This window comes from Acinetobacter sp. FY683, from assembly GCF_059515885.1.
Genome location: NZ_JCAKNA010000008.1, coordinates 101,960 through 128,917, shown reverse-complemented (window position 1 = coordinate 128,917; position 26,958 = coordinate 101,960). Strand labels below are relative to the sequence as shown.

The 26,958-nt window shown below is 36.6% G+C and carries 23 protein-coding genes, 1 pseudogene and 1 riboswitch; of the genes and pseudogenes, 7 read left to right on the top strand and 17 right to left on the bottom strand.

The window, feature by feature from the left end; translation table 11 throughout:
- Positions 1 to 201 precede the first annotated feature (201 nt).
- Entirely contained in the window at positions 202 to 1,008 is an 807-nt protein-coding gene (locus tag AC5YDH_RS06590) for an OmpW/AlkL family protein (RefSeq protein WP_496117887.1), read from the top strand.
- 77 nt (positions 1,009 to 1,085) lie between these two features.
- Here the strand turns inward: AC5YDH_RS06590 and dnaX are convergent, their stop codons facing one another.
- The 3 genes from dnaX to AC5YDH_RS06575 are packed head-to-tail and all read right to left on the bottom strand — an operon-like array spanning position 1,086 to position 4,832.
- A complete protein-coding gene (gene dnaX, locus AC5YDH_RS06585) occupies positions 1,086 to 3,104 on the bottom strand; it encodes a DNA polymerase III subunit gamma/tau (RefSeq protein ID WP_496117886.1) in 2,019 nt (672 codons plus the stop codon).
- A 60-nt stretch (positions 3,105 to 3,164) separates the two neighbouring features.
- Complete coding sequence (locus tag AC5YDH_RS06580; protein WP_496117885.1) at positions 3,165 to 3,884, bottom strand: hypothetical protein; 720 nt, start codon at positions 3,882 to 3,884, stop codon at positions 3,165 to 3,167.
- 60 nt (positions 3,885 to 3,944) lie between these two features.
- Entirely contained in the window at positions 3,945 to 4,832 is an 888-nt protein-coding gene (locus AC5YDH_RS06575; protein WP_496117880.1) for an EamA family transporter, read from the bottom strand.
- Between the two features lie 251 nt (positions 4,833 to 5,083).
- Here AC5YDH_RS06575 and AC5YDH_RS06570 point away from each other — a divergent pair, with 251 nt between their 5' ends.
- From AC5YDH_RS06570 to AC5YDH_RS06560, 3 genes are all read left to right on the top strand, one after another.
- Positions 5,084 to 6,025, top strand: a complete 942-nt coding sequence (locus AC5YDH_RS06570; RefSeq protein WP_496117878.1) for an ABC transporter permease — start codon at positions 5,084 to 5,086, stop codon at positions 6,023 to 6,025.
- 1 nt (position 6,026) lies between these two features.
- Positions 6,027 to 6,908, top strand: a complete 882-nt coding sequence (locus AC5YDH_RS06565; protein ID WP_496117876.1) for an ABC transporter ATP-binding protein — start codon at positions 6,027 to 6,029, stop codon at positions 6,906 to 6,908.
- A 64-nt stretch (positions 6,909 to 6,972) separates the two neighbouring features.
- Complete coding sequence (locus AC5YDH_RS06560) at positions 6,973 to 7,308, top strand: DMT family transporter (protein WP_496117875.1); 336 nt, start codon at positions 6,973 to 6,975, stop codon at positions 7,306 to 7,308.
- A gap of 49 nt (positions 7,309 to 7,357) precedes the next feature.
- Here AC5YDH_RS06560 and AC5YDH_RS06555 read toward each other — a convergent pair whose 3' ends face one another.
- From AC5YDH_RS06555 to AC5YDH_RS06540, 4 genes are read right to left on the bottom strand one after another with little or no spacing between them, the layout of a single operon-like run.
- Entirely contained in the window at positions 7,358 to 8,380 is a 1,023-nt protein-coding gene (locus AC5YDH_RS06555; protein WP_496117874.1) for an ABC transporter substrate-binding protein, read from the bottom strand.
- Complete coding sequence (gene atzF, locus AC5YDH_RS06550; protein WP_496117872.1) at positions 8,377 to 10,182, bottom strand: allophanate hydrolase; 1,806 nt, start codon at positions 10,180 to 10,182, stop codon at positions 8,377 to 8,379. The genes AC5YDH_RS06555 and atzF overlap by 4 nt, the downstream gene beginning before the upstream one ends.
- Before the next feature lies 1 nt (position 10,183).
- Positions 10,184 to 10,633: a CopG family ribbon-helix-helix protein gene (locus AC5YDH_RS06545; protein WP_496117870.1), complete on the bottom strand. Its 450-nt coding sequence runs from the start codon at positions 10,631 to 10,633 to the stop codon at positions 10,184 to 10,186.
- Positions 10,626 to 10,757 carry a hypothetical protein gene (locus tag AC5YDH_RS06540; RefSeq protein WP_496117868.1) on the bottom strand — a complete coding sequence of 44 codons (132 nt, stop codon included), beginning with the start codon at positions 10,755 to 10,757 and terminating at the stop codon, positions 10,626 to 10,628. Before AC5YDH_RS06540 ends, AC5YDH_RS06545 begins: the two co-directional genes overlap by 8 nt.
- A gap of 204 nt (positions 10,758 to 10,961) precedes the next feature.
- Between AC5YDH_RS06540 and AC5YDH_RS06535 the strand changes: the two genes are divergently transcribed.
- Entirely contained in the window at positions 10,962 to 11,723 is a 762-nt protein-coding gene (locus tag AC5YDH_RS06535; RefSeq protein ID WP_496117866.1) for a hypothetical protein, read from the top strand.
- Between the two features lie 42 nt (positions 11,724 to 11,765).
- Here the strand turns inward: AC5YDH_RS06535 and AC5YDH_RS06530 are convergent.
- Both AC5YDH_RS06530 and AC5YDH_RS06525 read right to left on the bottom strand, forming a co-directional pair.
- Positions 11,766 to 12,032 (bottom strand): annotated as a pseudogene (locus AC5YDH_RS06530) (type II toxin-antitoxin system RelE family toxin).
- Complete coding sequence (locus AC5YDH_RS06525; RefSeq protein WP_067766621.1) at positions 11,995 to 12,270, bottom strand: type II toxin-antitoxin system Phd/YefM family antitoxin; 276 nt, start codon at positions 12,268 to 12,270, stop codon at positions 11,995 to 11,997. The pseudogene AC5YDH_RS06530 and the gene AC5YDH_RS06525 overlap by 38 nt, the downstream one beginning before the upstream one ends.
- A gap of 185 nt (positions 12,271 to 12,455) precedes the next feature.
- On the opposite strand from AC5YDH_RS06525, the gene AC5YDH_RS06520 reads away from it, so the two are divergent.
- On the top strand, positions 12,456 to 14,318 hold the full coding sequence (locus tag AC5YDH_RS06520) for an AAA family ATPase (protein WP_496117864.1): 1,863 nt from the start codon (positions 12,456 to 12,458) through the stop codon (positions 14,316 to 14,318).
- Positions 14,319 to 14,342: 24 nt separating this feature from the next.
- Here the strand turns inward: AC5YDH_RS06520 and uca are convergent, their stop codons facing one another.
- The 7 genes from uca to AC5YDH_RS06485 all read right to left on the bottom strand — a co-directional run bounded on the left by uca (position 14,343) and on the right by AC5YDH_RS06485 (position 23,988).
- Entirely contained in the window at positions 14,343 to 17,948 is a 3,606-nt protein-coding gene (gene uca / locus AC5YDH_RS06515; protein ID WP_496117862.1) for an urea carboxylase, read from the bottom strand.
- Positions 17,949 to 17,951: 3 nt separating this feature from the next.
- Positions 17,952 to 18,602, bottom strand: a complete 651-nt coding sequence (locus tag AC5YDH_RS06510; protein WP_496117860.1) for an urea amidolyase associated protein UAAP2 — start codon at positions 18,600 to 18,602, stop codon at positions 17,952 to 17,954.
- A gap of 15 nt (positions 18,603 to 18,617) precedes the next feature.
- Positions 18,618 to 19,364: an urea amidolyase associated protein UAAP1 gene (locus AC5YDH_RS06505; RefSeq protein WP_496117858.1), complete on the bottom strand. Its 747-nt coding sequence runs from the start codon at positions 19,362 to 19,364 to the stop codon at positions 18,618 to 18,620.
- Positions 19,365 to 19,392: 28 nt separating this feature from the next.
- A riboswitch (guanidine-I (ykkC/yxkD leader) is annotated at positions 19,393 to 19,506 on the bottom strand.
- Between the two features lie 224 nt (positions 19,507 to 19,730).
- Entirely contained in the window at positions 19,731 to 20,201 is a 471-nt protein-coding gene (locus tag AC5YDH_RS06500) for a copper resistance protein NlpE N-terminal domain-containing protein (RefSeq protein WP_496117856.1), read from the bottom strand.
- Between the two features lie 82 nt (positions 20,202 to 20,283).
- A complete protein-coding gene (locus tag AC5YDH_RS06495) occupies positions 20,284 to 21,540 on the bottom strand; it encodes a serine hydrolase domain-containing protein (protein WP_496117854.1) in 1,257 nt (418 codons plus the stop codon).
- A gap of 61 nt (positions 21,541 to 21,601) precedes the next feature.
- Positions 21,602 to 22,456, bottom strand: a complete 855-nt coding sequence (locus AC5YDH_RS06490; RefSeq protein WP_496117852.1) for a MaoC family dehydratase — start codon at positions 22,454 to 22,456, stop codon at positions 21,602 to 21,604.
- A gap of 140 nt (positions 22,457 to 22,596) precedes the next feature.
- Positions 22,597 to 23,988: a 3-oxoacyl-ACP reductase gene (locus tag AC5YDH_RS06485; RefSeq protein ID WP_496117850.1), complete on the bottom strand. Its 1,392-nt coding sequence runs from the start codon at positions 23,986 to 23,988 to the stop codon at positions 22,597 to 22,599.
- 241 nt (positions 23,989 to 24,229) lie between these two features.
- Here AC5YDH_RS06485 and AC5YDH_RS06480 point away from each other — a divergent pair, with 241 nt between their 5' ends.
- Positions 24,230 to 25,771, top strand: coding sequence for an acetyl-CoA C-acetyltransferase (locus AC5YDH_RS06480; RefSeq protein ID WP_496117848.1), 1,542 nt, complete (start codon positions 24,230 to 24,232; stop codon positions 25,769 to 25,771).
- Positions 25,772 to 26,482: 711 nt separating this feature from the next.
- On the opposite strand, the gene aceI is transcribed toward AC5YDH_RS06480, so the two are convergent.
- Positions 26,483 to 26,908, bottom strand: a complete 426-nt coding sequence (gene aceI, locus AC5YDH_RS06475) for a chlorhexidine efflux PACE transporter AceI (RefSeq protein WP_496117846.1) — start codon at positions 26,906 to 26,908, stop codon at positions 26,483 to 26,485.
- Positions 26,909 to 26,958: the final 50 nt, after the last annotated feature.

The following is a 26,958-nucleotide window of genomic DNA, read 5'->3' as shown; positions in this document are numbered from 1 at the left end:
AATAAAAACAATAACTTATAATGTTTTTAATATTATCTAAAAATATATATTCATGTTTTACAAAGATTTTTGATTATCACCGTTTCAGCTAAACTTTGATTATTGTGTAATTTTTATTAACTAAATATTTTATTTCAAAATTAAATCCCTAAACTTTGCAGTAATTTCAAAACACACTTCTACTTCTATTAAGGGACATATATGAAGCCTTCAATTAAAACGATTCTCCCACTTGCACTTTTAGGCTTAACTGCTGTTACAGCAACTCATGCCGCAACTTCAGATGGTAAAACTTTTGGTGTTTCTGCAGGTTGGTTACATGTAATGCCGCAAAGCTCTGCTCAAGGTGTAACAAATACTGCAGCAAATGATGGTCTTATTCTATCAGGTTCTCGCTATTCTGCTGGCGCTGGTTTTGAAGTGCAAAAGGCTGATACTATTGGTTTAACACTTGATTATTTCGTAAATGATAATGTTTCACTTGAAATGGTTTTAGGTGCTCCACCTAAAATGAAATTATCTGGTGCTGGTCTTGCGGAAGCTCCTATTCCAGGTGCTTCTGGTGTTGGTCCAGATTTAAGTAAACTTGATAAAGTTGCAAGCACTAAAGCATATACGCCTACTTTTCTTGCTAAATACCAATTTGGTACTGTAGATAGTAAAATTCGCCCATACTTAGGTGGTGGTGTAATGTATGCTCATTTCAGCGATATTGATGTCGATAGCGATCGTGTAAATGCTGCATTAAATACTGGTGCATTAGCACTTATGAAACCAAGTTTAGGTAATGTAACTGTTGAAGATGCTTTTGCTCCTGTTGTTGTTGCTGGCGTTGATTACAACATTAATAAAGATTGGTTCGCAACCGCATCAGTTTCTTATGCTCATTTGTCTACAAATGCAAAACTTGAAATTTTGGACAAAAACAAAGATCTTTTAATCACAGGTAAAAGTAAAGTTGAAATCAACCCAATCGTAACTTTTGTTGGTCTTGGTTACCGTTTCTAATCTTTAATTAGATTTAAAATTTAAAAAAAACAGGCTCAAGAGCCTGTTTTTTTTATATATTCATTATTAATAAAAAATTACAACTTAATTTGAATATTCTGCAATTCACCATCAAAAGTCTTCATTAAATCTTGAACAATTGGTTCAGCATTTAACAATTCTACTGTACGTTGAAATGCTTTCTCTTTACGGTCATGCTGCATCGCAAACGGCGTCATCCCGTCAACATCACCATATTGAATTTTAAATAACGTATTCGACCATTGAGCTTTTAATGCATCTTCTAAATTTGCCTGCATTTGTGTGACTAAATGTTGATACTGATTCGGCACATGGAATATGGATTCACCATCGATTTGACCCTGCATTACGCCATATTGTGCAATTTCTTGAACTGCAGGTGAAAGTCCACTATTTCTAAACCAAAACTCCCACTTTTCAACACTCCATTCACCATCCAAGACTTGATCTTGTAAGCGCAAAATATCTTGTGGCATTAAAGATGTTTTTTCTACCGGCGTAACTTCAACAATCACGTCTTCAACGTGTGCTTCTATCTTTGGTGAAGCAATTGTTTCTACAACTTCTACTTCTAGAACATCTTGTGAAACGTCTTTACTTTGTTCTGAAGTATTGGAAGCTTGAGTAATAGGCTGTTCATCAAAATTACTTAGGCTAAAATCTTCTTCTAAAAAATCATCACTTGATGGTTCATCTGCCTGATGAACTGTTTCTTCCACTTCAGATTCATCTAAACCAAATAACGTATCACCTGTAGATGGATCAAAAACAATTTGATCTACATTATTTTGAGATGAATCTTGATTTTCAATTTGTTGTTTTAATTCGACTGGCTGTTTTTCTTCCGCCATAGGCACATCTACAACATATTCAGTCGTCGTTTGTTCTACAACCAAAGCTTGCGTGGGTAAGGATGTCTGTAGTTGTACAGCGTCTATCTGCTCCGTTTGCTGAATGGTTTTTTGTGTATTTACTACAACCTCATTTGGTTGTAATGGTCTAAACGCCAACAAACGTAAAACACACATTTCAAAACCTTGCTCTTGCGTAACAGCAAGCTGTAAGTCTGCACGACTTTTGCAGGTAATTTGATAATACAGTTGTAAATCTTGAGCAGATACTAACTGAGACAGTTGCATGATCTTCTTATTAATTTCAGCACTATATTTTAGGCTTAACTCTGGCAGATATTGCAACAAAGCAAGCTCATGTAATGTTGAAATAAGCTGATCTAAAACCATAGATACATCTAGCGCTTGTTGTCTAAATTGCATCAACAATTCGCTTACACGTGCTTTTTGATTTTGATGTATTGCTAAAATTAGGTCATAAATAATCGTACGATCAATTAAACCAAGCATTTCTTTAACATCTTGGTGATGAATTTCACCTTGACCATAAGCAATCGCTTGATCCGTTAAAGATAAAGCATCACGTAATGAACCTTGTGCAGATTCGGCAATTTGCCAAAGCGCATCTTGTTCTGACGAAATATTCTCTTTCGCTAAAATATCAGTTAAATGTGTTGTAATTTCATCAACAGCAAGTGGACGCAAAGTAAATTGCAAACAGCGTGAAATGACTGTAATTGGAAGCTTTTGAGGATCTGTTGTCGCAAATAAAAATTTAACGTGTTCAGGCGGTTCTTCTAATGTTTTAAGCAAAGCATTAAATGAGTGCGTAGAGAGCATGTGTACTTCATCGATAAGATAAACTTTGAAGCGACCTTGTGTTGGAGCATAAGGAACATTATCTAAAAGTTCACGTGTATCTTCTACTTTTGTACGTGATGCAGCATCAATCTCGATTAAGTCGATAAAACGACCTTCATTTACCGCTTTACACGTAGGACATACTTCACACGGCGTTGATGTTACGCCTGTTTCACAGTTCAAGCATTTCGCTAAAATACGTGCAATAGTCGTTTTACCTACACCGCGAGTACCTGTAAACAAATACGCATGGTGTAAACGACCACGTTCTAGTGCACTGGTTAAAGCACGTGAAACATGGTTTTGACCTACTAATTCATTAAAATTACGAGGACGATATTTACGCGCGAGTACTTGATACATGTATGCTCCTTTTTACATGAGTAGGATACTGTTTTTTTTCACAAGAGTGAATGAAAACTCTTAATTTGAGCGCTTTTCTACAACAATCTTTTCTATGGCATCTATTGGAACAATTTTTATTACAATATTTGTCTTTTTATCATCGAATACTATCACTCGGTTTTGTATTACTTCTAAAACTTTATATTCATAAGTTGGATTATCTTTGACAAATACTTTTGGGGTTTGCTTTAACTCACGTATTTTTAATTCACCATTTAATGCGGTTATAAATAAGATAATTAATCCTAATGTTACAAAACGAACTATTCTATCTAAAGTTTTATCTATTAATAATGCAAGAATTAATCCTGAAATTGCACATACAAAAACAAAAATCGTAATACTAAAATAACCAATAAAATAATCCAGTAAAATCCATTCAACACAAACAATGACTCCAAAAAATATCGTTTGATTAGTCTCGTATTTTTTATAGCTTTTATTCAATACATCAAAAGTACTTTCATAAGTAGACAACCTAACTCGCTTCTTTTTTACTATATATTTAAGCCCCCACTTAAATACCTGTTCTATACATATCACATTGAAAAAAATTAAGATAAAAAGAATCATCACCCGAATGACTTCTATGAAATATATAGAGGGTGTTAAAAATGATAAAATCCACAGCGCATCTAAACGAAAATAGAAATACGTTTGTGACGCAATAGAAACCAAAATAGAAATTGCAGAAAAAATAGCAATCAAATCTGTAAAACTTAATTCTTTAAGCTTCATGAATTAAAATTCTAAACATATATTTAGCTTAAATATCACACATATTTATTTATTTTTCAATTACATGCTAATCACCAAAATAGCCGCAATCACCACCAATAAAATACCAAATTTATCTTTGACTTCTAATTTTTCTTTAAAGAAATAAGCTGAAATAAGTAGGCTAAATAAAATCTCAATTTGACCTAAAGTTTTTACAATTGCTACTGTCTGTAAGCTCATTGCAGTAAACCAACCTAAGGATGCTAGAAAACTACATACACTAATACGAAATGTTAACCCTACACGTTGCCACATTGCCCATAGTGTTTTTCGGCTAAACAAACTTAAATAGGTCAACATGACTACACATTGTATGAATATGACCGTAAATAACACCCAAGATGCACGATGTAAAACAGGCAACTGGCTTATTTCCAAACTTGCTTCACGTACCAATAACGATGTAACAGCAAAACTTAAACCACTTCCCACGCCTATCATTAAGGTTTTAACAGATAACTTCTGCTGATGAGGTGCTTTACTCAATAAGAAAACAGCATATCCTCCAATCAACACCCCCAACCAAGCAAGAAATGATAATTTTTCACTTAAAAATATAAATGCAATAATTGCAGCAAAAATTGCTTCACTTTTCGCTAGTCCAACACCAATCGCATAATTTCGTTGCTTAAATAATTGCACCATTAAAATGGTCGCTAAAATTTGGCTGAGTGCTGCAATGCTGACATAAACCCAAAACTTTACAGTAAATGTCACATGTTCTTGTATGGGATAGTGATGGTACAAACTATATAAATAGACACTTGCGAATGGCAAAGCAAAAATAAAACGCGCTAAAGTTACACCATAAACATCAACAGTTGTACTTAGTTGTTTTTGAAATGCATTTCTCCAAGCTTGCATAAATGCAGCCATTAAAGTAAATACGATCCAAGACACAGCCATACCATCCAAAGTGTTTAATTTTAGAATACTCTACGCTTGTCATGATGATGTTTGTGGCTTATTTACATGATTAATTCTTATCAATTCAATAACTATAATTTAATTCTAGTCTTTTCATTTTTTTAATGAATGTCGATTCAAGCTCAACAAAATCTAATTTTAAATTAAAGATTTAACACATAGAAAATTGGCATCCTATTTGCTTAAAAATATTACGATTTTTCAAAAAAGTAATATTGAGGACAGCAAGCATGGGATACGTTGCACGTGAACTCAGTCCACAACAAAAAGTTTTATGGGGTTTGGGGTCATTTTTAATACCTATTTTAATTTGGTGTGCTGTCAGCTATTTGCCATTTATTTGGCATCCGCAAGTACAAATCACAGATTCTGGAAGTGTGGCTTATTTGCAAATTGATAGCCGTATAGATAAAGAAATTTTCTACAAAGAAGCTCAATTAGCAGTCGATCAAGGTGTTGCACCACCTCAAGGGATGGTTGTCAATCCTATTTACTTACCAGCACCTCATGAAGTCGCTAAAGCTTTGGTTACTGCATTTACAACAGCACCAGCACAGACCAATGTACCTTGGTTTCATGAAAGCTTATGGCACAGTATTAAAATTGTATTTACTGCATTTTTTATTTCATCACTCATTGGTTTACCCCTAGGTATTTTATGTGGATTTTCAAATAAATTATCTCAATTAACTGAGCCTTTTATTGAGTTTTTCCGTTATTTACCTGCACCTGCTTTTGGCGCTTTGGCTGTTGCTATTTTAGGGATCAATGATGCACCAAAAATTGCCATTATTGTCATTGGTACATTATTTCAACAGGTTCTTATCATCGCAAATACCACCCGCTTAGTCGATAAAAGCTTAATTGAAGCAGGTTTTACGTTAGGTACGAACAAATTTAAAAGCCTAATTCATGTGGTTATTCCTGCGGCTTTACCTGAAATTTACCGTAACTTACGTGTACTTTTAGGTTGGGCATGGACATACCTCATTGTGGCAGAGTTAATTGGAAGTACTTCTGGCATTACTTGGTTTATTACCCAACAAGCACGCTACCAACACTTTGATAATGTTTTTGCTGCAATCCTTATTATTGGCGTAATTGGTCTTATTTGCGATGTGGTTTTAATGAAAATTGGGCAACGTCTATTTAAATGGAAAACAGGAGTATAAAATGACAATTCAAGATTTTGATTCACGTGAATACTTTGACAAAATTTATAAACGTCCTGTCATCCTAGAAGCAAAAAAACTGACCCAAAAATTTAAACATGGTAAAACTGAACGCACCATTTTAAATGCACTTGATTTAAAAATTCATAAGCGAGAATTTATTTGTGTCATCGGACCATCTGGTTGTGGTAAATCGACTTTTAGCCGTGTTGTTGCAGGTTTAGACCCTTATACAGAGGGTGAGATTTTAGTGGATGGTTCACCTATTACAGGTCCAAGTCCTGAGCGTGGCATGGTATTCCAAGGCTATACGCTTTTCCCATGGAAAACTGTAAAAGAAAACGTAATGTTTGGACCTTTAATGAAAGGCGAAAGCAACCCATCTGCCGAATCTCAAGCACGTGAATGGATTAATATTATTGGTTTAGAAAAATATGAAAACCAGTATCCACATGAACTTTCAGGTGGTATGAAACAACGCGTTGCAATTGCTCGTGCCTTAGTTAATGAACCGAAAATTCTACTTATGGATGAACCTTTTGGTGCACTTGATCCACATACGCGTCAAAAAATGCAAAAACATCTCATGGATTTGTGGCAAAACATTGATATCACCATTATTTTTGTGACGCATGATATGGATGAAGCAATTTTACTTGCAGACCGTATTGTCGCTTTAAAAGCAAATCCTGGTGAAATTAAAGAAATTATTGAAGTCAATTTACCCAGACCACGTGAGTCTGAGCTTATGCTCACTGCGGAATTTAAAGCATTAAGAAAGAAAGTAGATCAACTTGTACATGCCGATGAAGATGAGCTAGACCCTGCACTTGCAGAGTTACCGACTATTCCACGTATGACCAAAGTAAGTACACAAAAATAAAAAACCTCATTCAATGCCTTTGAATGTTCAAAGGCATTTTTATTTCATTCATATCGGGGTTCACATGAATATTGCATATATTTATTTAATCATTGCGATTATTGCTGAAGTTATTGCAACCTCAGCCTTAAATGCATCGAATGGATTCACCAAAATGCTTCCTGCAAGTATTACGGTTATTGGTTATGCCATTGCCATTTACTTTTTAGCAATCACCATGAAAACGGTTCCTGTTGGAATTACTTATGCCTTATGGTCGGGTGCAGGAATTGTTCTAATTTCACTTGTTGGCTTTATTGTATTTAAACAACATTTAGATGCAGCTGCATTAATTGGACTAACTTTTATGGTTGCAGGAATTGTTATTATTAATGTGTTTTCTAAAAGCACTCATATTTAATCAATATAAAAAAGGGATAAATAAATTATCCCTTTTTCTTTGCGCTATTTTATTTTAATTCTTCAATTAATGCAGGATAAATTAATCCATCTACATCTACCTTTGTCGTATAAACACCATTCAGTACGTTAAATTCATTCACATGATAACTTGAACCATAAATTGAATCGAAACCCTGACCTTTGGTAAATACTTTCTTATTGGCTTCTAAATCAAGTAAATGCGTGCCATCAATAAACTGCGAATATTGCTCAGGTGCTAGCCCCACACGTTTAGACATAATATCCAAGGCATCTGCACGTGTTGCAGGATCTTGAATATATTTAACAGTTTTATCCCAAATTTGAATGATTTTTTTCCATTCTTCTTTATGGCTAGATAAATGTGTCATATTCACGGTTAAAGTGTCATAAATAAGTCCTGGTTTATCTTTTGATGAGTAGATAATTTTAGAACCAGCAACCGATTTCAACGCTTGGTTTGCAACAGGTTGCCACACCGCAATGGCTGAAACATCCGGACTTGCAAATACTTGCGGTAATTCATTGGTCACAGCATTAACCAGTTTCACATCTGTTTGCGCTATTTTTGCATCTGCCAAAGCCGTATTTAATAAAAGATGATCGACCAAACCTTTTTCAACAGCAATGGATTTGCCTTTTAAATCGGCAATACTCTGAATACCCGCTTTGGCAATAATAACGTCATTCCCTGCGGAATAATCCGTTGCCATGATCATAATACCCTTCGTACCACCCGATGCAATCACTAGGTCATCCCCGTTGGTCACGGAGATTGCATCTAATTGATTGGCAGAAAAAGCATTCATTGACGCTGAATAATCGAACCACTTAAATTCGACATTCACACCCGCTTCTTTAAACCAACCTTTTTCAATGGCCACTTGCCATGCCACCCAACCTGGCCAATCACTATAACCAATGGTAATTGGTGTCGTATTTACTGCACCTGCTGCCTTATCAGAACGCTCTGGAATTTTTGCTGTGTTATCACAGCCCGCTAATACAATTGCAGATACAATTGATGCCGATAAAAATGCTTTTTTGATCATTTTACAACTTCCCCAATATTCAAACATTGAAACTTCGTATTTACGATTGCCTTAGACTCTATAAAGGCTCTCCATCCCCCAAAGTGACTGATATTTTCCGCATCTTCCAATGCATATCCTTCACAAATAAAACCTTTTACCCACGTGCCATTACGTAATTCCACATTGCCAATACCGAGTGGTGCAGGAACTTCAGCCACAATATCGCCAAAACGTGAACGTGGTACTTCCCAAACTTCGACTTCAATGGCACGACCATGCGCTACTCGCTGTAAACCTGGTTTAGGTGGCGTGGTATTTTTTAGTGCAAATAATTGATAATGTTCAGAAGTCAGCGTTTTTTCGATAAGCGTGCCGTAACGCTGCACAATTTGAAAATTCAGTGGCATAGCTGTTAAATGCGCTCCAACAACTGCCAACCTTACAAAATGTTCAGACTTTAAAGATGCTGTTGGATTAAAGCTGATATCGGATGTACCTAAAGTAAGCGCTGTTTTTTGTTGCCAAATTTGACCAAACTTCGCTAATGCTTCATCCATCCATGCTTGTGAAATAAAAGTGACACCACTTGGTAAACCATCTGCACGCATCACATTCGGCAATGCCAAAGCAGATAAATCGGCAAAGTTTACAAAGTTGGTATACGCTCCCATGTGGCTGTTTTTAATGAATGGATCTGCTTCAACATCTGCAATTTTGTAAATTGTTGGTGCAGTTGGCACCATTAACGCATCGTATTTTTCAAGCGATTGATTGATGATTTTTTCTAATTTTTTACGGTCATATTCATCTTGCATAGCATCAACCGCATTGAATTGATCTGCTTGATTAATAATGTGATGAATGACGGGATGTGTTTGCTCACGTGCAACCATTTTTTGCACTGCATTGGTACGCTCAGCAACCCAAGAACGATTATACAAAGCAGATGCCAACTGGTTAAATGGTGAAAAATCAATTTCTTCTACGCTATAACCAAGTTCTTTTACACGTCCAATCGCAATTAAAAATGCTTTTTCAGATTCGGCATCACCATAAAATTCCAGCATATTGGGAATGGCAATTTTACCTTTTGAAAACTGAGATGGCACATTTTCAGGATGCTTTCTTGAGTAATCATCTAGCTCATCTGTGCCTTGCATAATATCGGCAACCGTCCAAGCATCTTCAACATGTAAAGCAAAAACTGAAATGACATCAATGGTACGACAAGCAGGAATTAAACCCGAAGTTGAAAACCAGCCTTTGGTTGGTTTTAAACCGATAATATTGTTGTGTCCTGCGGGTACTCGACCAGAACCTGCGGTATCTGTTCCGAGTGAAAATGGCACAATACCTTTTGCGACAACAACAGCAGAACCTGAACTTGACCCACCGCTAATATATTCAGAGTTAAAGCTATTTTTTACTGCGCCATAAGGTGAACGCACTCCCACCAAGCCTGTTGCAAATTGGTCTAGGTTGGTTTTTCCCACCACAATTGCCCCAGCTTGTTTCAATTTTTGCACCACAAATGCATCTGTTTCAGCAAGATATTCGGCTTCTTTACATGCTGCTGTTGTATAAAAACCTGCTACATCTATATTGTCTTTTACCGCAAATAGCACACCGTAAAGTGGTAAGTTTTGATCGAGCTTTTGCAGTGCATTGATTTGCTGTTGAAGCTGTTGTTCTGTGGCAATTGAAATCCAAGCATTGTCATCATTTTTTATATTTTTGACGTATTCAACGAGGTCAGAAAGTTGAATTAAACCTTCTGTATATGCGTCTTTCCATTGTTGAATAGTCCATAAATTTTGCATTTTAACCCCCTGTTAAATCTGAATTTTGTGGTATAGGTGGCATCACGGCATCCATAAGTTCTAAATGCCCTTTTATGACACCTTTGAGTGCGATAAATTGTTTACTAATTTTCTGTAAGTCTGTGCTCAAACCTTGCATGAGCATGACTTGCATGACTTTGTTATCATCGAGTTGAATGTGAAGTGAGCTAATGACCTGCGTAAGATATTGTTGTTGTAAGTCTATAAGCTGTGTTCTTAGCGGTTTTGAGCTAACGTCATAAAGCAGTGTTAATGTACCCACCATCACTGCATTTGACTCTGCAAAGTCTGCAATAAGATGTTGATGAATCATATCGACAATGGCTTGTGAGCGATTTTCGTAATGTTCTTCGACTATGCGTAAATCGAGTGCATTGAGTGTTTTTTCGGGCAAGGTAATGCTAATCCGTGCCAATTTGGTTTTAGCCACGGCGCTGTTCCTTTTTTGGTGTTTTTGTTTGTTGTTTGATGTGCAACCCTGCACGTGCGCTTAGAAGTTCAACTACAAATTGAACAATAGGATGCATTGTTTTTTTGCTATTCGATTTGATCATGCGCATCTCCACTTGAGTATTACAAAAATTGAAATTTGTATTACTAAAGAAGAAGCAGAAAGCGTGCCATTTTTTCTATTTCACTCTTCTTATGACGAATGAAACATCTTGAAAAAACTTTCGTATTATCTAGTTATGTATTTTTTGAAATTTTAAGTATTTTCTTGTATCTTTTCCCAAAATTTATAAATTCAATTTTTTACTATGACAAATAAACTATTTTTAATAACGGCTCTTTTATTTTCGAATACCTTAGCTTTTGCAGATTACAAAACCGTTACTTCATTACCAACTTATAATTCACAGAGTATTGCTGAACGTTCAGCGAAGTCAAATGATGCAGATGACGGTGCTTATGAAAGTTCAACACAGCTTAGAATTGTAAAATTTTCTGACTCTGTAAAAGTAACCGCTGCGAAAACGACTTTACTTTTATTGGTGGGTGGTTCAATGGCGGGAAGTTCTAAAGAAGATATTAAAGGAAGTTTGATCGAAGATATTACAGACAAAGAAAAACTGAAAAATCCACTTTTTGATATTGAACCAGCAATTAAAAATTACAAAGATACAATTTTAAAAGACCATCCATATATTAAAGATAAATATCTTCTAGGTTTCTTTGTAAAACCTACTCGTCCTTATTGGAGTTTGATTTATGAAAAGTCAGATAAATCAGTTAAAAATGGTTATGCATTATTTTTTGGTGCTAGGCATGTTAACCTCTCATCAAAAAGCTGTGTTTACCAAAGTAAATCATATTCTTTAGAACAATGGAAAGCTAATGATTATCAACTTGTTGCTGAAGAACGAGTAAAGATTGTTGAGGAATGTTCTTCTCAATTCAAGCGAAGCATGGATGAGTTAGCAAAGAAATCTATTGATAAATATAAAGAAGATCAACGCTTTGAAAATAGTCTTAAAAAGGCTAATTTAGAAGCGAAAGATGATGAAGAATCAGATGAATAATTCATAATTTTTAGCACTAAAAAGACCGCTTATGCAGTCTTTTTACATTTTCTTATAGATTGTATCTCTACGATCTACATCTAGTACTAAAACCACAATTTTTGCATCAATCACTTAGTAAACCAAGCGATAGCCAGCCAATCTGAGTTTGACTTTATATAAGTCTACCGACCCACTGAGTTTGTTTTTCGGAATCTTGGGATTATCTAAAATGGTTTCGAGCTTACGAATAAACTGTTCCGCAATTTGCGGATTGAGTTTATCGAACTTTTTAAGCGCGGTTTTTGTGAACTCGAGCTCGTAGGTCATTTAGGCTTACCTTTACGGTTTCTTCTGTTTGTGCTTCTTCAGCAAGCTTAAGGAGTTCTTTGTCTTCAATTAAATCCATCAAGCGTTCATACATGTCCGCAGGGACACAGTAGAATGCTGGATTGTTGCGGTTTAAGATGGCAACTGCTTCGCCAAAGCCATTGTTTACGACTTCCATTGGATTCTTTTTAAGGTCGGAAACACTTGCGACAAAGCGTGAATGGATAATATTGTTCATATTGGTTAATGTCCTAGATATGCAAACAATAGTCAAATGATAACCAATTAAAAGACCTTTTAAAAGACCTTTTATTTAATCTTTTAAAAACCATATCAGCTTTAGCTTTTAATTTATACAACAGAATGCTAAATTAAAAGTTCGATCATTTTTAATCCAAATTATTTTAAAAAAGAAATTTTTTTATGAAATTAATAGCAATTAAATTAGAAAATTTTAGGGGATATCAAGACGAAAACTTGATAAATATTGATTCAGATTTAACAGGAATCATTGGAAAAAATGATGCGGGTAAATCTACTATTTTAGAAGCACTAGATATTTTCTTTGAGAACTCTTCTTTGGATAAGAGTGATAAATGTGTGAATTGTGCCGAAGACGATAATGTTTCAATAACATGTATTTTTGATGATAATCCAACCTCTCTAATACTTGATGCTACATCTGTCACAACTTTACAAGATGAACATTTATTAAATTCAGAGGGCTACTTAGAAATAAAAAAAACTTTTCGTATAAGCCAAAAAATATCAACTGACTTATGTCTGATTGCCAACTATCCAAATAATAGTGGCTTAGATAATTTGATAATTTTGAAAAATGCAGAGTTAAAAACATTGCTTAAGGCAAAAAATCTAGATATATCCCAAGTTCAAGACCAAAGATCTAATACTTCTTTAAGGCAATATTTATTCCAATCAGAACCTCTTACTTTTCAGCCCAAAGAAATTCCATTAAATAAAGAAGATGCAAAAAATGTTTGGGATGCCTTAAAGAACTTCTTACCTATTTATGCTTTATTTAAATCAGACCGCAATAGTAGCGACCAAGATAGTGAAGTCCAAGATCCAATGAAACTGGCAATTAGACATGCGCTATCTGAAATTCAACCACAATTACATGCTATTCAGGAACATATCAAAACAAAAGTTGAAGATGTCGCTGGAAGAACTTTAGAAAAATTATCAGAAATGGATTCAGCATTAGCGAGAGATTTGATTCCAAATTTTTCAAAAGAACCTAAATGGGAGTCAATTTTTTCAATGGCTTTAGCCTCTGAACAAGGTATTCCTGTCAATAAAAGAGGAAGTGGAGTAAGAAGATTAATTCTCCTAAACTTTTTTAGAGCAGAAGCAGAGAAAAAATTTCTAGAAGCAGATGGTCGCTCAATTATTTATGCAATTGAAGAACCTGAAACCTCACAACATCCCGATTATCAGGAGATGTTAATAAAGGCTCTTCTAGATTTATCCATATTGCCCAAAACTCAAATATTAGTAACTACTCACACCCCAGCCTTAGCAGGGCTTATGCCTATAACCAGTTTAAGATACATCACAAAAGATGAAACAAATCAGCATGTCATTGCACATGCAGATTGCAATGACATTTTACAATCAATCAGTGAAGATTTAGGTATACATCCTTTTGGTAATATCTCTAATCCTCAATGTCGAGGATATATATTCGTTGAAGGTGTTTCTGATGTTGTATTTTTAAAACACATATTTTCAAAATTTGCAGAAAATAGATTAATTCAAAAAGATTACATCGCTGAACTAGATGTACAACTTTTAATAAGTGGAGGAAGTGATAATTTAAAACATTGGGTTAACTATAAGTTAATTGAATCACTTCAAAAACCTTGGGCTGTATTTTTTGATTCTGATAATGATGGTAACAACTGCCCTAAGTACCAACAGAATCTAGCATCGCAGATTAAATATCCAAATATTATTTTTCATTTAACTACCAAAAGAGAGTGTGAGAACTATCTACATCCTAATGTCATATTAAGAGTATCTAATAACAGACTTAGCTACACCCCTGATAATTTTTCTGATCAAAAAGTACTTTTAACTCCTCTTCTATCCAATTATATCGCCATTAAAAAAAGTAATTTAATTGAAAAATTATGGGGAAATAGTACATGCGAGGAAATTATAGAAAGTTGCACAGATCAACAAGGAAATAATGAATTCCTTACATTCATTAACAGGATTGAGGAAAAGTTTGGTTTAATACAACCTGAAAAAAAGACCGCTTAAGCGGTCTTTTTTATAACTATCTCATCAAGCCACTGGTGCCAACGTAAACAACACCTGTCCCGTTTTCACTGTTTGCCCTTTCTCAATCACAATTTCCTCAACTTTCATACGCTCAGGTGCAATAATTGGAATCTCAATTTTCATTGCTTCAATTACGGCTAAGGTTGCACCTTCTTCCACAATATCACCCGAAGCACATTCAATTTTCCAAATAGACCCTGGCATATGCGACTCAACCGCACAACCACCATCAGGAATTTGAATATCACTATCATCAGTCACAGCATCAAGGCTTTCAGATACATATTCTGCAAGCCCTGCTTCATGCCAGCGTTTACGTTCAGCATCAAAATTCGCTTGTTGTACAGCTTTAAACTCTGAAATAGATTGCTCATTTTCAATCAAGAAATCATTGTATTCTTTTAAGTTAAGCACACCTTCTTCAACACGAAGTTTTAAGCGACCTGCTTTAAAGTCCTCACGCATTTGCATAAGTTCTGTTTCAGAGACTTCATAAAACTTAATTTGATCAAAGAAGCGCAGTAACCACGGCATATCTTGCTCAAAGTCAGGGTTTTTACGGTAACGACTCCACATTTGCGTAGTACGACCGACAAACTGATATCCACCCGGACCTTCCATGCCGTACACGCACATATAAGCACCGCCAATACCAACAGCATTTTCAGGTGTCCAAGTACGTGCAGGGTTATATTTAGTCGTCACTAAACGATGGCGTGGGTCAAGCGGCGTAGCCACAGGCGCACCTAAATACACATCACCCAAACCCATCACCAAATAATTGGTGCTATACACAATGTCTTTCACTGCTTGTTTAGAATCTAAACCATTAATACGGCGGATAAACTCAACATTATCAGGACACCACGGTGCATCAGGGCGCACGGTTTGCATATAACGCTCGGTTGCCAATTGGGTTTGCGAATCTTCCCAAGCAAGTGGTAAATAGACAGTACGTGATGGCACTTCCATCTCCGTTACATCAGGCAATAGGCTTTCAGCTTGTTGTAATAAACCAAGCAGTTTTTTCTGATCTAAAACCAATGAATCAAAATGAATTTGTAACGAGCGAATCCCTGGTGTTAAATCAATAATGCCATCAAAGTGCTGATCTTTTACCCATTGCATCAGCGCATGAATACGGAAACGTAAGTTTAAATCCAGTACTAACTCGCCATATTCAACGAGCATATAATTGTTACCCGCAGGGCGATATACCACATCAGGCAAGCCATTTTCACCTTTTAAGGTCGCAAGAATGGCATCTTGTAGCGTTTCCATTTCTGCGCTAAATCTTGGTGCAAAATCAACAGTATCAGTAACGTCAGCTTTTAAGGCTTTGCTATAGGCTTGATTTAAAGTTTGTGCTTGTTCATAAGATACAGGAATAAATTTCACTTTATCGCCCGCTTTTAGCTGACCCACTTTCCAAAGCTCTGAACTGACGATCACCGCAGGACAAACAAATCCACCTAAACTTGGACCATCTGGCCCTAAAATAATCGGCATATCGCCTGTAAAATCGATTGCACCAATCGCATAAGCATTGTCATGAATATTGGATGGGTGTAATCCTGCTTCACCACCATCTATACGTGCCCACTCAGGTTTTTCACCAATTAAACGCACACCTGTACGGCTTGAGTTAAAGTGAATTTCAAACTCTTGGACAAAAAAAGTATCAATATCTTTTTTGGTGAAGAAATCAGGTGCACCATGTGGACCATACATCACCGCAATTTCCCATGTATTCGAAAATGTTGGGATTTGCTCAGGACTTAATGCTTTAGATTCAACCGATGTGTACGCTGTAATTGGCAACATATCGCCAATCAACAAATTACGACCTGCATGACCACCAAATTGACCTAATGTAAAAGTTGCTTGTGAACCTAAATATTCAGGCACATTCAAACCGCCTTTAATACCGATATAGCTACGGCAACCTGTGGCAACTTTACCTGTTTTCAGGATTTGTCCTTTTTTCACATTAATGGTTTGCCACATTGGAACCGTAACACCATTAAGCGTTGCAGACATTTCTCCGCCCGTAATCACAATTTGGCTATCACAATGGAATTTTAAAGTTGGTCCTTGTAGCGTACATTCCAAACCTGCGGTGTTATATGCATTACCAAGCAGTTGATTTGCGACATTTAAAGATAATGGATCAATCGCACCTGATGGTGGTACGCCCACATCCCAATAACCCAAACGCCCTGTCACATCTTGCACAGCGGTTTGAATACCCGCTTGAAGCACTTCAATTTTTTGCGTTTCCCACTCGAAGGTATTTAAAAAACGTGTGGTTTGTGTACCTGCTTTAAATACATCGCATTCGATAATATTTTGTAGATATTCAAGATTGGTTTCTATACCTGCAACCGAGGTTTTCGCCAAAGTATCCGTCATCGCTTGAATCGCAGAGTCACGATTTTCCGCAGTGACAATAATTTTGGCAATCATTGGGTCATAGAATGAAGATACATTTGAGCCTGTTTCTACCCAAGTTTCATTACGTGCTTGCGGATCAAAATCTACATAAGTGAGTAAACCTGCGCTTGGCTGGAAGTTTTTAATTGGGTCTTCTGCATATAAACGTACTTGAATCGAATGCCCTTTAGACTCTAACTTTGAGGTTGGTGCATTCCAATCACCACTGCCTAGCGTTACCATCCATTCAACTAAATCGACACCAAATACTTGTTCTGTTACGCCGTGTTCAACTTGCAGACGAGTATTTACTTCCAAGAAATAAAATTCTTGTGTGTCGGTATCCATCACAAATTCAACTGTCCCTGCCGAACGGTAATTCACCGACTGCATCAGTTGAATGGCTACATTTTGAATATAGGCACGTTGCTCATCATTCAAATGTGGTGCAGGCGTCTCTTCTACCACTTTTTGGTTACGGCGTTGTACTGAACAATCACGCTCGCCCAGTGCTAAAACCAAACCCTGACCATCACCAAAAATTTGCACTTCGATATGACGAGCATTTTGAACAAATTTCTCTAGGTATAATCCTGCATCTTTAAAGTTGGCTTGCGCTAAATAGGATACGGTTGCATAAGCATCTTTCAGCTCTTCTTCGTTCCACACCAAACGCATACCAATACCACCACCACCTGCGGTACTTTTCAGCATCACAGGATAACCAATGCGTGATGCCTCAAGCAGAGCTTCGGCTTCATCCGCCAATAACTGACTACCTGGCAGTAATGGCACATTGGCTTGAATCGCAAGTTCACGTGCAGTATGTTTTAAACCAAATGATTTCATTTGCGCTGAATTTGGTCCTAAAAACACAATACCTTGAGCTTCACACAAATCACAAAATTCTGCATTTTCAGATAAAAATCCATAGCCGGGATGAATCGCTTGTGCACCCGTTTGCTTTGCCACTTCTAAAATTTTATCAATATTTAAATAACTTTGGCTTGCAGGTGAATCGCCAATAAAAACAGCTTCATCGGCTAACGTCACATGTAAAGAGTCTCGATCAGCTTCTGAATAGACCGCAACAGATTGAATGCCTAATTTTTTTAAGGTACGAATAACACGACACGCAATTGCACCACGGTTGGCGATTAGAACTTTATTAAACATGGCTTATTCCTCGCCTTCACGGATGATCAATTGAATTTTAGTTGGGTTATAGGCATTACAAGGGTTGTTCAGTTGTGGACAGTTAGAGATCAGAACAATAAGATCCATTTCCGCTTTCACTTCGACATATTTACCCGGTGCGGAAATACCATCATCAAACTTAAGATGACCTTCCGCCGTTACAGGCACATTCATAAAGAAGTTAATATTCGGCCCAATATGGCGCACGTTTAAACCATGCTTTTTCGCAATAGCATGTTGAGATAAAGCAATCATGAAGTTATTACGACAACTGTGCATTGGGAACTTATCTAAGCTATAACGCACCGTGTTGCTTTCACATGAACAAGCACCACCTAACGTGTCATGTCGACCACAGTTATCATCATTAATGGTGGCAATTTTATTACCAAAGTTAGTGTAGAGCGTTGTACCTTTTTCCAAGTAAATCTGTTGGTTAATAGCTAAAGTATCAGTTGCGCTATAACGCTCTTCAGGGTTTTGAGCAGAAATAAATAAGGTATCTACTGCTTGATTACCTTCGACATCAACAATGCGGAAATATTGTCCTTTTTTCACTTCACACATCCATGCTTCACCAGCAGGACAAACCTCATTGAGCACTTCTTTGTTTAATTGAACTAATGCAGTCATTTTTCTTCTCCCCAATTAAGCGCTAAGCACGCTAGAAGATAATGCGTAGTAACGATTATTATTTTGGAATGCACGTTTATTTTGCGGGCATGAATCACGGCAAACGTCAGTTTCATCTAAAGGTAGAGCTTTAAAAAGTGAAAGTTGGATGTCAGCAGGTGCATATTCAGTACTATTATCTAAAGCATGCGGTGCAGAAGATAAGAACACCAAACAATCCATTTCAAAACGCAGTTCAATTACTTGATCGGTATTGTCCGATTGCACATAACTTAAGTTGCCATTGTCATCAGGTTGAACTTTTGAGAATAGATTTAAAGTGCTACTAAGATCTGTAGCAGATAGACCAAACTTGGTCATTTCAAGCAATAGACTGTCTTTCCCATTGCGATACATGTCATTACGTGCATCTTGGAAAGTTTGAATCCCAAATTGCTTTTCGATTTGTTTCGCTGTGCTTGGTGCACAAAAAGCATCATTCCAACTGTGGTCATCTTTAACAATAGAAACCATAGCTCGACCAAGGTCAGAGGCTAAGATATGTCCTGTGCTTAAAAATGCAGTGTGTTGCCCTTTTAAGCTGTCTGGCATGTTATAGCGTTCAAGTTTATCTTCACTGTTTACGCAATAAAGAGCCACATTGGCATTTTTGCCTAAGGCTTTCAGTTGTAAGACTGCGCCACGCCCAATGCGTGCAGACCAGTGATGTCCACCTGGTAAACGCTCAGCCCAAAGAACTTGGTTATTATGATATTCGCCCATTGCACGCCCCCTAAAAGCTATAAATACAACCTCCCGGGCTTTTATCCCTCCGTGTAGCTCTGTTTGGTTAAAAACGAAGCCGTGAACTCTCGGTCTCAGTCATATATGAAATGCATATATCGGAACCCTAGTTCACCTTTCATGTATTTTATAAAGCAAAGGCTATGCCAATTTAGTATTACGTATTTAAAAAAACGTAATACTATTTAGTAAGGGACTCAATTTAAATAAAGTCTATTTTTCAGAAATTAATAAAGAATAGAAATCGCACATTTTTGAAGATAAAAGCACCTTTATAGTGCTAAAAAAGCCTCATATAAAATGAGGCTTTAAAATTAAATATGAGCTAAGACGTAAAACAACACACTAACCATCAATAGATGAAATAAGCAAAAAGTCATTTTGCGCTTTATATGCTTCTGCTGTTTGATCAACACGAATTTCCAAGACATGGTTTTCCAAATCTACAAACAATTGATTGCGTGTTTTAACATTTAATAATTCTAATTGTGTTTGTTCAGGATTCTTAAATAGAATTTTGCCTTCAAGTGTTTCAATTCCACCGTGATCATTTTCATTTAAACTTTCACGGCGTAGGACATAAGTCATATTGTCTTTAAGTTCAACATCTACCGCCATGCCAGAGCAATCTTCACATCTAGAAGAACATGTCATACACGGTGTAGTCCCCTGATAGTTTCCTACCCACAGTGGAATAACTTTCTTTTCTACCCACCCATCTTTTACATCATCAACTTGAGTATTCGTTTGATTTGACTCCTGACAACCCAGTAGTACAGTAGATGCAAATAAAGGAATAAGAACGCGATTTTTCATATAACAAAAGTAAAACAACACAATCGCTATAAGATAACACACTGCATTAAAAAGCTCATTAGATGCTAAAAATTCATCTCTCCTAGAACCAGCCTTTAAACCCATGAATTTCGGCATCTGCACAACGTAAAGCTTCTTGCGTTAATCCCCATAAACGGTAGTCGCCTGTAATTGAACCTGTTTGAAAGTTATGAATATATGCAAAACTGAGTTGTCGATCGACATCACACCAAGCACCAGAGCCATTAAAGCCAATATGTCCAAAACCTTGTGGAGCTTTTTTACCTAGTGTAAGTAAACGGTGATACCCCAAACGCCAATACATAGGAATAGGCATGACTCTATCACGCTTAATATATTGAATCGTTGACAGCTCTTGAAATACTTGGTCTTGAATATATTGTTTGCCTTCCCAATTTCCCCGATTCGCCAACATGGCATAAATTTTTGCCAAGCTATCTGCGGTAAATACACCATTGGCAGCAGGAATAATTGAGCGCATCGCTTGTTCATTAAACATAGTGAATTGCCCCATACCCCGAGGAATCATCGCATCTTGAAAATCTTGAAGATTATGCCCACTAAATTCCATTAAACGATCCATTTTGGTTTTTTTACGTTTAATTTTTTTAGGATTGGGAAACATCGGTTTTAACTCATGATTTTGAGCAACTAAAGGTCGAGCAACTCGATCAATTTCATCTTCAGGAACGCCATAAAATGCCCCATCAAGCTTAAGAGGCTCTATTAAATAAATTTGCATTAATTCATTTAATTTTTTACCAGAGGCTTTTTCTAACACACCACCCACTTGCCAACCAAAAGTAAAAGGTTGATATGCTGCATCTGTACCCGCTTGAAATCTTGGAGTTGCTTGCTCCATAACTTTTAGCATTTTCTCCCAATTTGCCATATCTGTTGCATGCTCGATATTAGAACGAATATCAAACAAGCCACTCTGATGACTTAGCATATGACGTAAGGTAATTTTATCTTTATTATTTTGAGCAAATTCAGGCCAATAATGTGCAACAGGCGTATCGTAGTCGAGCAAACCCTCACTAACTAAAATATGAGCAAGTGTTGAAAGTACGCCTTTACCTGTGGAATAACACACAGACATGGAGTCGTGCTGCCAATCTTCAGTGAATGATTTTTTCCCTGTATAAATATCAACAACTTTTTCACCTTGGAAATACACCACCAAAGCAGCGCCACCAAAATCTGTTCGTGCATCCTGCATTTGGCTAAATTGTTTCGCTAAATCTATAAATCGCGCATCGACATCGCCCTTATAGTTTCTTCTTTTAGCGAAGAGATATTCTGGAATACGTTTCATCTATACAATCCTTTGCATTAGACAGAAAAAAAGCCTAAATCAGATGATTTAGGCTTCTAGCTTAAACGGCTTTTAATATTCCCGCTACATGTGGTTTCTTATTTTTACTATTTCTAATCAAAAAGTTAATGTCTTTTCCAGACGGTGCAGTCATAAATTCAACTGTTGATGGCAAGTACATTGGCAATTTAAAATCGACATCAACTTCATAGGCATCGGGCAAAGTTAAATGACTAAGTACTTGCGCCTTACTCCACATTCCATGGGCAATGGCTTGTTTAAAACCAAAGGCTTTCGCTGTAATGGCATGAATGTGAATTAAATTAAAATCACCTGAAGTTAAAGCATAACGACGACCTGTATTTTCAGATACAACCCATTCTTCAACAACTTGATAATCTGGTGCTTTTACCGCTGTATCTTTCGCTCCTACTTTTTTATCTACTTTTTGACGAGCAAGATAAGTCGTTAAAGCCTCTACTACAGTTTCATTCCCCACTTTCACAGTGGTAATAAAGTCAAACTGCATGCCTTTATCGTGAGGTTGAAGCTCACCAAATTTACAAGAAAGCGTCAATTTTTCGTTCACACCTACTTTACGTAACTGCTTTACTTGGTTGCGAATATGCACCAAACCAAGTACTGCAAATGGAAATGCCTCTTTGGTCATCATGTGCATTTGTAGGCTTTGTGATAACACCGCTAAATAAATTGCAGGAATATATCCATTATTTTTAAAGCCAGTAACTTCGTTATACGCTTTTAAATGTTTTGGATCGACCTTGAATGAATCCACCACATATTCAACTTGTGGTAGAACCTTTTCCCCTTTTGGCTTTTTAAAAATTAAACCCTGAATTACTTTTGGGTATGCCGTGTAAGGTTTTGGCAGTTGACTAAAATGGCGAATATTCATACTAAACCTTTGGAATTTTATTATTACAGATTATAAAAAAGCTCCATCTCCCTTTGGGAAATGGCTGGGGTAAGGATCATCATAACTAGTTACCTTTCCCTAGCCCTTTCCTTAAAAGAGAGGGAGCTTTTTAGGTGACATTAAGCGCCTAATAAGCTTTGACCACAAACACGTACAACGTTACCGTTTAGACCAGATGATGCTGTTGAAGCAAACATTGCTATCGTTTCTGCAACATCTACAGGTAAACCACCTTGGCTCATTGAGTTCATACGACGACCCGCTTCACGAATAGCAAATGGGATTGCCGCTGTCATTTGCGTTTCAATGAAACCTGGTGCAACTGCATTAATAGTCACACCATTTTTCAATAATGGTGCGGTAAATTTAACAACACCAATTACACCAGCTTTAGATGCTGCATAATTCGTTTGACCTAAGTTACCTGCAATACCTGAAATTGAAGATACGCAAACAATACGGCCATTTTCATTAATACCGCCATTACCAAGTAAATAATCATTTACTCGTTCAATTGCAGACAAGTTAATATTAATCACTAAATCCCAAAGCTCAGGCTTCATATTTGCCAAAGTTTTGTCACGTGTAATACCTGCATTGTGAACAATGATATCTAAACCACCATGCTCCGCAGCAACAGCTTTAATTTTTTCACCTGCATCAATAGCCGTAATATCAATAGCCAATGCAGAACCACCAATTTCAGCCGAAACACGATCTAAGTCTGCTTGTTGTTGTGGTACATCTAAACAAATAACATGTGCACCATCACGTGAAAGTACATGTGCAATGGCCTCACCAATACCACGACTAGCACCTGTTACAACAGCTGTTTTACCAGCAAGTGGTTTTGTCCAGTCGATATCGACTTGTTTCGCTTTAGAAACACGAATCACTTGACCTGAAACATAAGCAGAACGTGGTGAAATAACAAAACGTAAAGCCGACTCTAAGTTATCTTTTGCCGTTGGATCGACATAAACTAAGTTTGCTGCAATACCTTTCTTAAATTCTTTAGCAACAGATTTTACAAAACCTTCAAGTGCACGCTGTGCAATGGCTTGTTTTACTGTTTTTGCAGATTCAGGGGTAATACCAACAACGACAACACGACCAGAAGATTGAACTTGGCGTGCAATTGGCTTAAAGAATGCATAAAGTTCATGTAATTGTTCAGAATTTTCGATACCTGATGCATCAAAAATAACAACCTTAAATTTAGATTCTTTATCGCCTTCATTGAAAGCATTTAAATTTAAACCCACTTTAGCCGCAGCTTGCTGAAGTTCTGCATTATTGCCTGCATAAGCATTTGCATGAACATTTGCCAATACTTGAGCAATCGAACCTGACAAACTACTTGAAGATGCTGCACCCAATAAAACCGCACCCTGAACAACAGGCGTTGCTGATACAAAACGATCTAAAAAAGTTGGCGATGGTAAGCCTAGGTTTTTAATGACAAGTTTACCAATGGTAGATTTTGCGAATGCTTGATATTGGTCAGTCATGTTTATTATCTCTCATGCAAATTAATTTTTGATGGATTTGGATGTCATCTTTTAACTTCAATGTGATGTCAAATACTTATATTTCAACAGATCCATCAGTTTCTCTTGAATAATACTTGAGTTAAAGTCTATATGTCTTGACCTGAATGCATACCACAGCGTCATTTTAGTCAATTGAGCTTTTTTTCTATTATGATAATGTACACTATAAATTGATGATCAACATGCTTGGGAAAGCCTTATGAGTAAAACAACTCAAGAAACGCCAGCAGTCGAAGATTCTGCGACAAAACCTGTGTCAAATACATCAAAGAGTACAACTCGATCAACAACAAAATCACGTACTTCTACAACATCTACATCGACACGTGCCAAAGCAGCACCTAAAGCCACGACAACATCTCGTGCAAAATCACCTACATCTGCAACCAAAACTGTAAAAGCAACACCAGTAAAATCGACATCTATAAACCAAGTAAAACCGAAACAACAAGGTCAATCCATGAGTCAAAACACTATTCGCCGTGTCGCTATTATTGGCGGTAACCGTATCCCTTTCGCTCGCTCAAATGGCGCATATTTCAAAGCATCTAACTCTGACATGTTTACTGCTGCGTTAAATGGCTTAATTGAACGTTATAACCTTCAAGGTCAACGTTTAGGCGAAGTAGTTGCAGGTGCTGTTCTTAAACATAGCCGTGACTTTAACATGACACGTGAATGTGTTTTAGATACCGCTCTTGCTCCTGAAACACCAGCTTATGATTTACAACAAGCATGTGGTACTGGCTTACAAGCAGCATTCCAAGTTGCAAATAAAATTGCGCTTGGTCAAATTGAAGTAGGTATTGCAGGTGGTGTTGATACCACATCTGATGCTCCAATTGCTTTAGGTGATGGCTTACGTAAAGCATTACTTGAGCTTAATGTTGCTAAGACTGCAAAAGATCGTTTAAAAGCATTAACGAAAATTAACTTTAAAGACTTAATGGAAGCACCTAAAAATGGTGAACCTCGCACGGGTCTTTCTATGGGTGATCATCAAGCACTTACAACGCTTGAATGGGGTATTTCACGTGAAGCGCAAGATGAACTCGCTGCCTCTTCACACCAAAAAATGGCGGCTGCGTATGAAGAAGGTTTCTTCAACGATTTAATCACTCCATTTTTAGGTCTAGAACGTGACAATAACTTACGTGCAGATTCTACTGTAGAAAAACTTGCTAAATTACGCCCTGCTTTTGGTAAAGGCGATGCACGCACCATGACTGCAGGTAACTCTACACCACTTACAGATGGTGCATCTTGTGTGCTTTTAGCATCTGAAGAATGGGCTAAAGCAAATGGTCATGAAGTACTCGCTTACTTAACATTTACTGAAACAGCTGCTGTAGATTTCGTAAACAAAAAAGAAGGCTTATTGATGGCACCTGCTTATGCAGTTCCACGTATGCTTGAGCGTGCAGGTCTTACACTTCAAGATTTTGACTATTACGAAATTCATGAAGCATTTGCATCTCAAGTGCTTTCTACATTAAAAGCTTGGGAAGATCCAAAATTTTGTAAAGAGCGCTTAGGTTTAGAAGCACCATTGGGCTCAATTGATCGTAGCAAGCTGAATGTAAAAGGTTCATCTTTAGCTGCAGGTCATCCATTTGCTGCAACGGGTGGTCGTATTATTGCCACTGCTGCAAAACTTCTAAACCAAAAAGGTTCAGGTCGTGTACTCGTTTCGATCTGTGCTGCGGGTGGTCAAGGTGTAACTGCCATTATTGAAAAATAATGAACTATTGAATAAAAAGCACCTCTTTTGAGGTGCTTTTTTAATTTAAAAATGAAGTAAAATCATGCATTAACATTTCAATAAAAGTAAGATATATTCCTTAAAACATGAATAAGACACTACAATTATGAAGAATCTCCAACCTTTTTTCTTCTATATAAATGCAGTTGCCCCCTATTATTATTTCTATCTTATTCCCGTTATTATCTGCCTTATTGTTGTCAGTTTCGATTTTCAATTTCATGGAATTTTTCCAACAACGGTGAACTCTACTATTTCTAGCAAGCATAAATTTATTAACGATTTTTTTGCTATTTGTTCTTACTCCGTCATGCTCTTCATTTTTTTCAATTACTTTAGACTCAAGCCAGATCGCACATACAAAAGGCAACTTAGACTAAACTATCTTAAATTAACCACACAACAGCAATCATTTTTTGGTTTTCTAGGTTTGGTTTTTTTCGCCTTTATTCTATTTTTCTTTTGCATAAACTGGTTTCTTATTTCAGACACTCTACCTCCTCAAAATTCCAAGGGGTATTTCTTCACCTATTTAATGTATTTTTCACACCCATATAGCAGTGTTTTTGCCTCAAGTTTTCTATATGTACTTATTTTGTTTTTCACGCTTCATTTTGTATATGCACTGAATATGCGGAAATATCGTTAATATAAAAAAGGGAGCTCAATAGCTCCCTTTTATTTTTACATTTAAGAATGAACGACGCCATAACCTAAACGTGCTTCAATATGGTCGTAGAACCATTGGAATATAAAGGTATAAACCAAAATACACATGGTTAAACTAAAATCGAGCACAATTGCCTGCCAAATTGTCATCTCCATTGCATAAGCAACCATAGGAATGGTCGCAAGCATTAAGCCACCTTCAAATCCAATCGCATGTAAAATACGAACACCAATTGTTCTTTTTAATTTACGTTTTGCTTCAAACTTTTCAAAAAAATGGTTAAAAATCATATTCCAAATAACAGAGGTAACCGCCATGGCAATACCCAATGATCCTGTAACTTCTAAGGGCATATGGAAAATAAAACTCAAAGCAACAGCAATGATTACCAACAGGATAATTTCATAGCTTAAAGCATGAATAATCCTTCTTTTGGAAATCAACATTTTAATTCTCTCTAAAATTATTTATTGAAGATGAGTGAATTTTATTCCAT